The sequence below is a fragment of the Nitrosomonas marina genome (assembly GCF_900111605.1).
GTDB classification, from domain to species: Bacteria; Pseudomonadota; Gammaproteobacteria; order Burkholderiales; family Nitrosomonadaceae; genus Nitrosomonas; species Nitrosomonas marina_A.
On sequence record NZ_FOIA01000009.1, the window covers coordinates 1 to 13288 of the forward strand.

Genomic DNA, 13288 nt, shown 5'->3' on the forward strand with positions numbered 1-13288 from the left:
CATGCATTCTGGTTTATGGAAGAGCTGTTTAGCGCGCCGTTGCACTGGGGCTTTGTGATACTGGGCTGGGCTGGACTGTTCTCGGGTGGTATAGCAGCGCAGATCATTACGCGCTACTCTAACCTGACGGACGTTATCTGGAACAACCAAAGCAAAGAAATCCTTAACAACCGGATTGTTCCTTAAGCTAGGCTGACTACATCGCCTCTGCTGAAGGGTGGGGGCGATGCCTGATAGTGGTATGGTGCCGAGGGAGTAAGGAGAGCGTACTGCTTGTAAGGGGAGTCGTAAAAGACAATAAGGAATCGTCATGTTATTAAAATTAATATCACACGAAACAAACGAAGGGAGAGTCTAGTGAGCAGAACAGACGAAATTTTAGCGGCGGCGAAGATGCCGCCAGAAGCGATCAGAATGTCCAGATATATTGATGCGGTGTATTTTCCGATTCTGTGCATTCTGCTGGTAGGTACATTCCACATGCATTTCATGCTGTTGGCGGGAGACTGGGATTTCTGGCTTGACTGGAAAGACCGTCAATGGTGGCCGGTAGTGACGCCGATAGTAGGTGTCATGTACTGTGCGGCCTTGATGTATTACCTGTGGGTGAACTACCGTTTACCATATGGAGCGACCCTGTGTATTGTATGCCTGTTGACAGGAGAGTGGCTGACACGTTACTGGGGTTTTTACTGGTGGTCACACTACCCGATCAACTTTGTATTGCCTTCGACCATGATACCTGGCGCATTGATGCTGGATACGATCATGCTGTTGACGGGTAACTGGTTGATCACGGCACTGCTGGGTGGTGGATTCTGGGGCTTGTTCTTTTACCCTGGCAACTGGCCGATATTTGGGCCGACCCATCTGCCTGTAGTTGTAGAAGGGGTACTGTTGTCAGTAGCTGACTACACGGGCTTCCTGTATGTACGTACGGGTACACCGGAGTATGTGAGGCTGATTGAGCAAGGCTCACTGCGAACGTTTGGAGGACACACGACGGTAATTGCAGCGTTCTTCTCGGCCTTTGTATCGATGCTGATGTTCTGCGTCTGGTGGTACTTGGGCAAAATCTATTGCACCGCGTTTTACTATGTTAAAGGCGAAAGAGGCCGTATCTCGCAGAAACACGACGTCACGGCATTTGGTGAACCAGGATTTGCAGAGAGGATCAAATAATGAGAATAAAGAACATATTCAAGCTGGGCGTCATGGGGCTTTATGGAGCGGCGGTAGGCGCGGCGACATTAGCGTTGACAGTAGCGGTAGATGTTACGCCGGTAGCGGCGCATGGTGAACGTTCACAGGAGCCGTTTCTTCGTATGCGTACCATCCAGTGGTATGACATGAGGTGGGAACCGAAGGTCACCAAAGTAAACGACATTGCGACGATGACTGGTAAATTCCACATGGCGGAAGACTGGCCGCGTGCGGTTGGCAAGCCGGAGCGTGCGTTTTTCAACGTAGGTAGCCCGAGCCCGGTGTTTGTACGTTTGAGCACCAAGCTGAATGGCGAGCCGATGTTCATATCTGGTCCGCTGGTAATTGGTCGAGACTATGAGTTTGAAGTCAAGCTGAAAGCACGTATACCTGGGCGACATCATATGCACGCGATGGTCAACGTGAAAGAAGCGGGGCCGATTGCGGGACCTGCATCATGGATGAACATCACGGGCAGCTGGGATGACTTTACCAACCCTGTCAAGACGCTGACGGGAGAGACCATTGACACAGAGACATTCAACTTTGCCAATGGTATATTCTGGCACGTAGTATGGGCGGGTCTGGGCATATTCTGGATTGGCTACTATGTAGCGCGTCCGATGTTCCTGCCACGCAGCCGTGTATTGTTGGCGTATGGTGACGATCTGCTGCTGGATCCGATGGATCGTAAAGTGGCCTGGGGTGTTGCGATCCTGACATGTGCGCTGGTATGGGGTGGATATCGTTATACGGAGAGCAAACATCCGTACACGATTCCGATCCAGGCTGGTGAATCCAAGATAGATCCGTTGCCGATTGAGCCGAACCCTGTTGCGATCAAGGTAACCCATGCGAACTATGACGTACCTGGACGTGCGTTACGTGTAACCATGGACATTACCAACAATGGAGATACGGCGATCAACATAGGTGAATTCACCACGGCGGGTGTACGTTTTGTAAACGCGCTGGGACGTGAACATCTTGATCCGGATTATCCGAGGGAACTGGTTGCGACTGGTTTGACATTGGATAACGAAGCGGCGATAGAGCCTGGCGAGACACGTGAAGTCAAGCTGGAAGCCAAAGATGCGTTATGGGAAGTACAGCGTTTGATGGCATTGCTGGGTGACCCTGAGAGCCGTTTTGGAGGTTTGTTGATGACATGGGATGAGGAAGGCAATCGTTATATTAACAGTATTGCTGGAGCGGTGATCCCGGTCTTTACCAGACTGTAAACCAGAAGCAAGCAACAACGCCGGTACACCACTGTCATATGACAGCCGGTGTACCGGCTTTTTTGTTCGGGGAAAGCAAAATAAAACTGGGCGCACTGTAACGGGTGCGGGAAAAGAGACAGAAATACGAGAAGAGGACTGCAGGAGCGCATGGTAAAAGGCAGATGCGTTTCAGCACAGGAGGAGAGATAGTGTTAAAGCGAGCCATGAAGATTGGCGCGACAGTGATAATGTGTGCAGCGGCGTTATTATATACAGGCGCGGTATTTGCACATGGAGCGGAAGCGCTGGAGGACGACAGTTGCATGCGCCGGGTGGGCGAGAACATGATACATTTGAGCGTATACCAGCCACAGAATGACATGGCAGGGCATTATTGCACGGACATACCTGCGGTGGGCGAGACGGTGCTGGTAGTGGACCTGGTTGAGCCGATGCTTCGTGAGATGCCGGTTGGGTTGAAGCTGATACGGGGCAGCAGCGAGGATGGCGATGTGATTGCCGACATACTTTCAAACATATACGAGGATGGCGTCATCAATACGCAGCAGGCGCTGGAAGAGGGCAGGCATTTGCTGGTTGTGACGGCGGAAGGTGTGCAGCCGCTGAAGTATGTTTATCATCTGCGGGTTGACATGGTCAATTATGCGGAGGTGTTCAGGGCCACGATTGGTCCTGTGGTCGGGCTGTTGCTGACAGTATTGATTGGTTACAAGCTCTTCAGGTCCAAGCGATTCAAAGACTGGCTGGCTGCAAGAAGATAATGGTTTAACCTGTTTTTCTGGGGTTAAAAGCATTTCCTGTAGTATGTGAAAACGCATAAATTCAGAATATGGTTGAACTATTTAGATAAAGGAACTCGGTTCATCATTTAACATCAAAATTAATTTCAACACGGCTTTTCATAAAAAGTACACATAAATGGTAAACACAATGTTAAATAAAAAATCTAATGAGAATGTTGTAAAAAGTATCCTGAAATTAATGGCTGGCATGATTGTATTTGTAATGGTGCTGCAAGTAAATCATGTATGGGCGCACGCTTCGCTGGTTAAATCTGATCCACCACGAAGAGCTTCGTTGTCTGAATCACCCGCTCATGTACAGCTCTGGTTCAATGAAGAAATAGAAGCTGCTTATGCTTCAGTGCAAGTTCTGGATGCTGATGAGAAAAATGTTGCAGTTGCTGAGCCTGAAGCAGTGCCTGACGATGCAAAGTCCGTTGTACTGGCCTTGCCTGCCCTGACTCCCGGCAGTTATAAAGTGCAATTCAGGGTGTTATCAATAGACGGGCATGTTGTTGAATCGAGCTATGGTTTTAGAATAAAAAACAATCAACAATAAAAATGTTAGAGATAATCGCGGCAGCTGCTCGCTGGTTCCAGCTTGCAGCAAATTTGATTATATTAGGAAGCTGTGTTTTTTTAGTAATTGCCGGTACAGAGAAGCGAGTCTATTCAGCACAGTGGGTTGAGAAACTAGAACGATTATTTCCTAAACTGGCAATCAGTATCGTCGCTGGACTTATCGTAACTCTGGCGGCAACTATCGGGCAGGTTACAGGCGATACTGGCAAGCTGTTGCAATTGCAGGTATGGCTTGATTTTATCAGTGGTACTCATACTGGCCAGATTTGGTTGGTCCATACAATCTCCGCTATTTTAGTAATTCTATCGGTTGTTTTTCTTCGAAAGAGCACCAAATCGCGTACACGCTATTTGTTCTGCGCCTTAATCGCAACATTCCCGTTGATTGCCGATGCGATGGTCAGTCATTCTGCTTCTGAAGGTATGACGCTTGCTAATGTTTTGCCCTATGCACTACATATTATTTTAGCCGGCGTTTGGCTGGGAGGCCTGCCTGCATTGTTGCTGTTAAAATATGAATATGTAAAACAGGAAAAGGGCAAGAAATCCAGCTTTATGGATGTTCAGATACTTAACCGGTTTTCCTCAATGGCATTGCCTGTTATGCTGATTATCGTGTTGACTGGCATCATTGTAGGAGACCGGATTTTTGATGGACATTATGCGGCGTTGGTGGCAACACCCTATGGCTGGCTGCTCAGTGCAAAGATATTATTATTGTGCATTATCTTGCTTATAGCCGCGAGTGTACGATCTTATTGGTTGCCTCTTTTCGCCAATAGTAAGGATAGCCAGGAAACTCAGAGAAGCGCCGCAGGAATGCGCAAATGGGTGCGGATCGAATTTCTACTGGCTGTTGTGTTGTTATTTATTGCAACTATTATTGCAAATAATGCAACACCTGCTAAACACGCTCTTATCGAAGACTGGCCATTCCCATTCCGCTTCTCGATTGTGGCCACATGGGGTACGGAGAATGTTGCCATACAGGTTTGGTGTGGTCTTGCGATCATCACATTGGCCGCGGTGGCGATATATTTTGGACGTGTTGCAAACTGGAGCCTTAAACGGCTGATTACTGTGCCTGTTGCACTGTTTATTTCCGGGCTTGCTGTTGCGTTGCCGCCATTGTCCATAGAAGCCTATCCTGAAACCTATTTAAAGCCACCAGTGCCGTATGATGCAGTTTCTATTTTTTATGGCGCAGAACTCTATTCCGAAAATTGTGTAGATTGTCATGGATTCCAGGGTAAGGGAAACGGTATTAAGGCAAGAACATTATCTACGGTGGTGCCGGATATGTTGACGGAGCCGCATACTGTTGAGCATACACCTGGTGATTTTTTCTATTGGATATCTCATGGTATCAAAGATACTGACATGCCCGGTTATGAAGATAAATTGTCCGAAGAGGAACGCTGGGACCTGGTGAATTATGTTTACGCGTTATCCCGGGGTTACCAGGCGCGAATCCTGTCATCAGAAATTATTCCCAATAGAAAAAATATACAGCCGCCTGTATTTTCCTATACCACCCATGAAGGAACAACCGGCGTTCTTCAGGAGTTTCGTAAAAAGCAGCCGGTACTGCTGGTTGTTTTTTCCTGGCCTGAATCAAAAGATCGCATAGAGCAGCTAAAACAGAACTACGCTGATCTTCAAGCGCATGATCTTGCTGTCCTGGCTGTTCCAACTAAAACGTTGACTTCAGAAGAGTTGATTGAAGTAACGGACAATATGCCTTTTCCGCTCATTGTAGAAGGCGCGCAGGAGATTGTAGAAAGCTATGCATTATCACGTCGCACACTGAATCGTCCGGATTTGCTGGGACGTGGATCAGTTCCCGATCATATGGAATTTTTGATCGATCGAGATGGCTATCTGCGGGCGCGATGGGTTCCACTGGCTGAAGATGTAGGCTGGAAAAACATGGAATTGCTTCTCAGACAAGTTGAATTGTTAAAAAAGGAAAATGTAAATGCTGCTACAGCCAGTGAATTTATAAGTTAAGTAAATACAAGTCCGATACATTCAAACTAAGAGCGATTACTCTGAGAATTCACTGTCCTGAGAGAAACAGCGATCATAGGGAGCGGGTTTGCCGATGTGATATCCTTGAGCATAATCAATTTTCATTTTTCTAAGGACTGCCAGGATTTTCTCGTTTTCAACAAACTCTGCCGTTATTTTCTTGCCAAAACCGCTGGCGACGCTGCATAAAGCATTTACGAGGATTTGGTCATCTTTGTTGTCAATGATATTACGTATAAACGAACCATCAATCTTTACTGTATCAACAGGCAGTTCTCTCAGATAGTAAAAAGACGAGAAACCAACGCCAAAATCATCCAGCACAAACCCACATCCCAACTCCTTGATTTCTTTCATAAGGGCGCGTGCGCCTGGTAGATTTTCCAAAGCAGCGGTTTCAGTGATTTCAAACATTAAAGTTTTGGGATCAACTTTATGATCAATAAGCTTTTGTTTGATAATTGGCAATAACTCGGGATCGTTAAATGCATGTGCGGATAAATTTATAGAGAAGTTAATGGTTTTTTCCCGGTTCTGATTGATTTTGGCAGCCTGCATAATTGCTTTATGTAAGACAAGATGATCAATCGAATGGATAAGTCCGGTATGTTCGGCGGCAGAAATAAAACCGGCCGGAGACAAAATTGCGCCATCAACATCATGCAGACGCAATAACACCTCGTAGTGCTGTACTTCTCCTGTTTGCACACTCATGATTGGCTGAAAATACAGCATAAATCTGTCATGCAACAGTGCATATTCTATTTTTTCCTTCCAGTAGACAAGGGTCTGCACGCGTTCCCTGCTTCGGTCTTCAATTGAAAACAGATACCAGGCGTTACGTCCAGTATCTTTGGCTTGATACATGGCTAAGTCAGCTGCTGCCAGTAGATCGTGTACGTTTTCACCGTGCTCGGGAAAAAGCGCTATGCCAATACTTGCTGAAACTTTATGGGTGCGGCTGTTAATTGTTAATTGCGTCTCGCTCAGATGCGCAAGTACTTTTTTTGCTACTTCAATGGCCCCTTCCGTGTTGATTTCCGGGAGGATCACAGCAAATTCATCGCCCCCCAGGCGGGCGGATACGTCATCAGAACGTATTGTGCGCAGCAGCATTCCAGCCACCATTCTGAGTAGGGCGTCGCCGGCCTGATGGCCGCTTGTATCATTAATGTATTTAAACCGGTCCAGATCGAAGAAAAGCAGCGCACCGGGATGATGGTATCGATCGGACCGGCTAATGGCCTGCTCAAGTTCTTCACTGAAACGGCGGCGGTTATACAGGTTGGTCAACGGATCATGATCAGCCAGCCAGGCCAGATGACCTTCTACCCGTTTGTATTCAGTAATATCAAGACCTACGGAAAGGACTGAAGGGTCGTCAATGGAATTCCAGGAAAGGCGTGAGTGCAGCCAGGCTACATGGCGTGTAGTGCCATCTTTACAATGGGTAATAGCTTCATGACGTAGCTGTTCCCTTAATCCCTGATTGATTTCATCCAGGTGCATGGAGAGTTCGTGTGAATCGAAGTCCGATACCAGGATATTTAAAAAAGGTGTATTCTTGAGCTCTTTTTCGGAATAATAGGTGAGCATTTCACCGTAAGCATTCATGGAAATAATTTTCCCACCCGAATTTTGTGTCAGAACGATAACCTGGGCAGTGTCGAGCAAGTTGGCTACAAAATCTCTTTCTCTACTCAGTTCATCTTTCTGCTGAATCAGTAGCTTTGTACGCGAAGAAACTTTCTGTTCGAGATCTTCCAATTGCACTGACAGCTTGACGGCAGCATCATAGAGCATGTCAATTTCATCTCTGTATATTTGTTTTTTATTGGTTAATGTCAGCGAATGCCTGAAATCCTCAAACTGCCCACTGGCCAGCAAAGGCAGAGTAAACGAGACGTCTTTTAAGCGGGAAAGTAAGCGCGTGAAAATGCTGAATAAAAGAAATTCTGAAATGACCAGACCTAAAAATCCGATTAGTGCAATTTTCCATATTGAGTCGTATATATTGTTAACCGCGGGCGTGACGTCAGAAATAACTACCAGATACGCCAGATTTTTGTTGACTGATTCTAATGGATAAAGCTTGACTTGATGGTGACGGCTATTCTGGTTAATCTGGACAATGTTTTTAAGGCTGTCAGTAATTGAATAAATTTTCGAAGTTGCCAATAAAATCTCGTAACTGTCACTTTTGTTGGTTAATGCTGCAACGGAAGTCTGCCACGCTTCAATATGCGATGCTTCCAGGTCGGTAGGGTGCGGATTGTGTAACAATAAACCTATATCCGCACCAGAAATACGTTTGAATGCCAAAAGCGCGTCAGCCAGCGTAATGCCGATGACAGCAATACCGGCCGTCTGGCCTTCAATCAAGAGTGGTGCAATTGTCAGTTGAATGCAGTTCTGCCTGCACAGCAGGGGGTCGATAGGTACCTCATTTTGGTTAACCTGCTTGACCCATTCAAAGATGGTCTGATTATCATTTTCATTGAGTTCAGTGATGCCCCAGTCGGCGGTAAGTTCGTTTGCGGTGTTATAGAAGCGGACAAATTCGACACCGCTGTGAAAATGTAATAATGTCCAATGCTGGTCGAACATTTTGCTAATGGCATCTTTATCATTGGATACCAGTGCTTTCCCCATGCCGTCCAGGAAAGGAATTATTTCAGCCTGTTGGCGTATTTTCTGTGTCAATCGCTCTATCAGACTGTCAATCTCTCTTTCGAAACGCTGGTGTTCAATTTTCCGCTGATCGTTAAAATTAGTAATCAGTCCCAGATAACTGACTATGCAAAACAACAGCACAACAGCAAATAAGATCAGACTGCTCAGTGAGGTGATTTTCCATTTAAAACTGACAAATGCGCGTTTTTCGGTCTCAGGCTGTGCATTTGTGGTCAGCGTATTTTTTTTGACAATCTGTAACATCAGATATCTATATGTCTAAAAACGGAACGAAAGCTGCGCTGCAAAAAGATTCCAGTTCTTGGATGTCATCGACGCATCCGGGTTATCAAGCGGCGCAAGCCATGCGGTTCCATTAATGCGATGATACTCCAGTCGCGCCATGATCCGTGGTGTGATATTCCAGCGCAGCCCTACGGTCAGATCCTTGGCAAAGCGTGAATGTGCAGGCTTGCCTCTCAAAGCGGCAAATTCACTGCCATCACGGTCGCTGCGGTCTGTATACAGTACATCATAACGAATCAAAGCTTCCCACTTGTGATTGAAGCGGTATTCCCCCTGAAAATAAAAACTTTCTCCATAAAAATCCAAAATGTCAAGATCTGTAACATCGAAATCTGTATACCTGAACTTTCGCAACGCATATTCGGAGGTCAGGGTCCAGCGCTCTGTGTTGTATTGGGCTGATACATAAATCGGAGAAAACTCGATTGATCCCGGATTAATTAAACCTGCTTCTTTCACGCCGGGCTTGTAGTCGGCATTAAACCATATGCCACTGACCGCGAGTCGGAAACGTTTGCCAGGGGTTTCAAAAAGACCGCGCCCAATCAGTGAAACATCAGGAGATAAATTTCCTGTCAACCTGGGTCCTAACAGAGAGATCTCAGTATCTCGGTCATCGACAATAGGTCGAATAATTCCAAATTGGATAGCAAAGTCCCCCCATTTGGCGTTTGAGGTTTCACCATAAAACTGGATCGAATCCGAAGAGAGTCCTACATTTCTGGTTCTGTCAAAATAGATTGACTGCGGTAATAAAATACTGGGTCGCGTAAACGGCACATCCCGAGTATCGTTATAAAAACCAAATGGGTTTTTCAACCGACCGAAACGTATACCGAACTGATTGGCTTCGTGTGAATACAACCGGTAATCCAGAAAAGCGAAATCAAGACGTGGGACACCTGTGTTATCTTTACCTGCGCGTCTTGACAGCATTTGCGCGGATAATTGCAACCTTGAGTGCGGACTAAACAGCGCATTCAATCCTAATTCCGTGAAACCAAATCCGCCGCCCTCGTCGGTATTGCCAAATACATCATTGTCGGAAGTTGCCATAAATGCCTGACTTGCAAACCCTTGTATCTGCAGATTATCGAGTAAATCCTTGGCGGTGGGCCACATTGAAGATAATGATGTGATATTTTCAGAACTGGTCCCGTTTGGTTTATTTTGAGCAGAAACAAACTGGCTATGCACCGAAAGTGCAAGCGCGAACAGGATAATAACTACTTCTAGCGGCGCGAAAGATATGACTATCCGCCGGTTATTTAATCTGGAGTATATTGATTTCATCGTCGATATAAGCAGTTTCTAAGTATCCGATAGCACCCGGTGTATTCATGATCCTGAGTCGCATTTCCTCGTTTGAAGATACAGTGGTTGGTGCCTGACCTGTACCAGAGAAAACCAGCCGGTCCCATGACTGACGTAATTGGTAGGGAAACAGACCTAATTGTTCTTTCGCAAAACTATGGTGGAGGGGATTATCGTCCGGAAGGACGAACACCTTGATGATCAAATCATTTGACCAGGCCCGAGGACGCATGCTGAAAATAGCGCGCAGATAATTTTTGGAAATACTGTCTTCGTTTACAGAGGGATGCGTTACTATTTGATAGTGGCTTTCTGCCTTTATGTCTGTAATGACAAAAAGAAGCATTGTCAATAGAATATAAAGGTGTTTTGTATTGGGTGTACGCATCATGCTGTAAGATTCAGTTTACAATCTGATACTGTAGAAGGTAGTCACTGTAAATAGCGAACAAAATATGAAATTTCTAAATAGTTAGTTTTTTTTCGGCCAGCAGTATTTGCCGCGGTCTGTCAAGACTTCCCATGCACCAAAATTGCGTTCAGATACCCTGTGAAGTACATCATTTACTACTCCAAGATACGGACGGCGTAAACCATGGTAATCTATGATAGGGCCAATAGGATCAAAATTCATTCCTGAAAAACCCACTAGCCGATTTAAAGCCGGATCCATGGCGGACAGCCAGTATTTAATATCATGCGCTACTGTCATGCGGACAACCGCTGCCATTAATACCATGTAAAAACTGAGACAACGACGGTCACTTTTGCGTCGTTCTTCCTTGCGCCGCTCCTTCACAGGCACGTTATTTGTAGCTGATTGAATTGTAATTGCAGAATTCGAGGGCTGATTATCTCCAGACGGTTTTCTACGATCTCGTCTTCTACGATCGAAATCTGGTGAAATGAGAAAACGAGAAATTTCAGCAGTATATTTTTTTGTTGCAGCATCGGCGTTATATAAAACGGGATCTATTTGGGTATTCAGTTCAAGAGGGAATGAGCTTTCAGTATTTGATCGATCGGGTAATATCAGGCGGACAGTTCCGACGAACTTTCCAGTTGGAATAAATTGTACCAGCATGTGTACTGAACGTTCATCATATTCATCTTTTTCCAGCCCGTCCGGATAATTTGAAGCTGGTAAATACTCATAATGCAGACAGAACACCTGGTAACGAAGTTGAAATACAATGCGACGGAGCTCTTCAGTATCTGCTTCAATCAAATTGAACGCTCTTTTGAAAGTATCATATGTCTCACTCATCACATACCTATTTATCTATAATTGTGTTTGACGAAGCTTATACCATTGTTCCAGCATCATTAATATCCAGATCATGGAACCATGGTAGCTTGCGTGTTCCTGTAAATGCTGCCCGAGTAGTGTATCGATAAAATCGCCCCTGATTATATTGCGTGATTTAAGATCGGTCAGGCTGTCTGCGGCCAACGCCTTAAGTCGAGGATGGTCTTGCAGCCAGACGCCGAATGGCAGACCAAATCCCTGTTTTTGTTTGGCTATAATTTCTTTGGGCAGGAAGTCTTTCAGCGCTTCTTTGAAAAAATACCGTAATCTGGTTTTTTTTACTTTATAGTCCGGTCTTAGTTGCGTCGAGAAAGCTACCATTTCATCGCTGATTAACGGAAACGCGACATCTATTTGTGCAAGCTCGCAGGCATGCACCACTTTGGGCAAATCGTTATCGGCGAGCGTAAATTTCCAGTCATAAGCAAGCATTTTGTTAACCAGGCTTTTTGCATTAATCTGGTGATAGGTCTGTTCATTTAATGTATCGGGCAATGTAGTGTCGATACCAGCCAGGAAATCTGCTGTAAAAACTGATGAAATACCATGGCGCAGCAGCAGATTATACGTATTCATGCGTGCGGGCATTGGAATCGCCGCCTGTTCAATAAATCGATATGCTTTTCGAAAAGGCAACGGCAGCTGTTTTCCGGAAACATTTTCTGCCCAGGGCTCAAGGATTTTTTCGCGTAGAAATGGAGGCAGGTACGAGTATAATGAAAAGAGATATTGCTTTGCATAGCGTTCGTTTCCGCCAAACAGTTCATCGCCGCCGTCACCGCCCAGTATTCGGGTGATGCCGTCCGCTCTTGCCATGCGAGCACAAAAAAAAGCGGGTACTGCAGATGCATTGCCAAAAGGTTGGTCAAATACTGCCGCAATGTCAGGAACAGCCGTGACGACATCATCGGGTGTGACATAGTATTCGTGATGCCGGGTCGAGAAATGGCGGGCTGCAATACGTGCATATTCCATTTCGTCATATCCCTTGGCATCAAAGCCAATGGAGTAGGTTGCCGCAGGTTCTCCGGTAACTTCGCCAAGTATGCCGGCTATTGTCGAACTGTCTGTTCCTCCGCTTAAGAATGCGCCGGCTGTTTCATTACCGACAGCATCCTGTATGCTGGATCGTAGCAATGTTTTCAGTTCGGTCTTTAAATCTTCAAATGAGCGTGTACCAGTTTCTTCGAAGCCGGGTGTCCAGTAGTATTTGGTTTTAGCTTCTTTATTCTTAAATGTCAGGTACTCCCCCGGCAATAAACGGTGCTGGTTCTTATAAATAGTTCCCGGACTGGGGATCATATGAAAATAAACGTAATTAAATAGACTTTGGGAATCAATTTGGGGTGCTGCCTGCGGATGGCGGATAATCGCATCCAGCGATGTTGAGAACACCAGATGTTCACCATTGGCATGGCAAGCCAGTGATTTGGTTCCCATGCGATCAACAGCAAGTAAGCACCGGTCATTATTTTCATCAATAATGCTGAGAGTAAATTCCCCGGCGATACTGGTTAGTGCTCTTTCGCCCTTGGCCAACCAGTTTTCCAGAAAAATCCGTGCTTTATTTCGGTGATCGGAATGCTGGCCTGATTGAATATTGTTAAATCGAATATGTCCTGATATGCCGATGATTATTCCCTGATCCTGGTAGGTATGCACGCTGCCAGGATGGCCGGATACAGCCAGTGCCGATTTTTTTCCAATGAGCTTTTGAACGGGACGACTGTCATACCGGATTATGGGTTCATTCATTTTGTCAAGAAGCACACGGCTTTCAGTATCCGCCATTTCGCAGCCTGTCCAACCGCACATACCACCCATGTTGATCTCCTTATTTTTCT

11 protein-coding genes are annotated in these 13288 nt (G+C 45.8%); 6 read left to right on the forward strand and 5 right to left on the reverse strand.

Features of this window, described 5'->3' with window-relative positions; all coding sequences use genetic code 11:
- The 6 genes from BMY62_RS05415 to BMY62_RS05440 all read left to right on the forward strand — a co-directional run.
- Positions 1-186, forward strand: a 186-nt coding sequence (locus BMY62_RS05415; protein ID WP_218142940.1) for a methane monooxygenase/ammonia monooxygenase subunit C, incomplete at its 5' end; no start/stop codon positions are given.
- A gap of 171 nt (positions 187-357) precedes the next feature.
- A complete protein-coding gene (locus tag BMY62_RS05420; RefSeq protein WP_090657451.1) occupies positions 358-1182 on the forward strand; it encodes a methane monooxygenase/ammonia monooxygenase subunit A in 825 nt (274 codons plus the stop codon).
- A complete protein-coding gene (locus BMY62_RS05425; RefSeq protein ID WP_090657453.1) occupies positions 1182-2444 on the forward strand; it encodes a methane monooxygenase/ammonia monooxygenase subunit B in 1263 nt (420 codons plus the stop codon). Before BMY62_RS05420 ends, BMY62_RS05425 begins: the two co-directional genes overlap by 1 nt.
- Before the next feature lie 191 nt (positions 2445-2635).
- Positions 2636-3208: a hypothetical protein gene (locus BMY62_RS05430; RefSeq protein WP_256207439.1), complete on the forward strand. Its 573-nt coding sequence runs from the start codon at positions 2636-2638 to the stop codon at positions 3206-3208.
- Between the two features lie 169 nt (positions 3209-3377).
- Positions 3378-3788 carry a copper resistance CopC family protein gene (locus BMY62_RS05435; protein WP_177170300.1) on the forward strand — a complete coding sequence of 137 codons (411 nt, stop codon included), beginning with the start codon at positions 3378-3380 and terminating at the stop codon, positions 3786-3788.
- A 2-nt stretch (positions 3789-3790) separates the two neighbouring features.
- Positions 3791-5821 carry a CopD family protein gene (locus BMY62_RS05440; protein WP_090657459.1) on the forward strand — a complete coding sequence of 677 codons (2031 nt, stop codon included), beginning with the start codon at positions 3791-3793 and terminating at the stop codon, positions 5819-5821.
- Between the two features lie 36 nt (positions 5822-5857).
- Here BMY62_RS05440 and BMY62_RS05445 read toward each other — a convergent pair whose 3' ends face one another.
- From BMY62_RS05445 to BMY62_RS05465, 5 genes are all read right to left on the reverse strand, one after another.
- Positions 5858-8779, reverse strand: a complete 2922-nt coding sequence (locus BMY62_RS05445) for a bifunctional diguanylate cyclase/phosphodiesterase (RefSeq protein ID WP_090657461.1) — start codon at positions 8777-8779, stop codon at positions 5858-5860.
- 15 nt (positions 8780-8794) lie between these two features.
- Entirely contained in the window at positions 8795-10114 is a 1320-nt protein-coding gene (locus BMY62_RS05450; protein ID WP_090657463.1) for a porin family protein, read from the reverse strand.
- Positions 10086-10526, reverse strand: coding sequence for a type 2 periplasmic-binding domain-containing protein (locus BMY62_RS05455; RefSeq protein WP_256207440.1), 441 nt, complete (start codon positions 10524-10526; stop codon positions 10086-10088). Before BMY62_RS05455 ends, BMY62_RS05450 begins: the two co-directional genes overlap by 29 nt.
- Positions 10527-10607: 81 nt before the next feature.
- A complete protein-coding gene (locus BMY62_RS05460; protein WP_090657465.1) occupies positions 10608-11402 on the reverse strand; it encodes a PEP-CTERM/exosortase system-associated acyltransferase in 795 nt (264 codons plus the stop codon).
- A gap of 15 nt (positions 11403-11417) precedes the next feature.
- A complete protein-coding gene (locus BMY62_RS05465; RefSeq protein WP_090657467.1) occupies positions 11418-13268 on the reverse strand; it encodes an asparagine synthetase B family protein in 1851 nt (616 codons plus the stop codon).
- Positions 13269-13288: the final 20 nt, after the last annotated feature.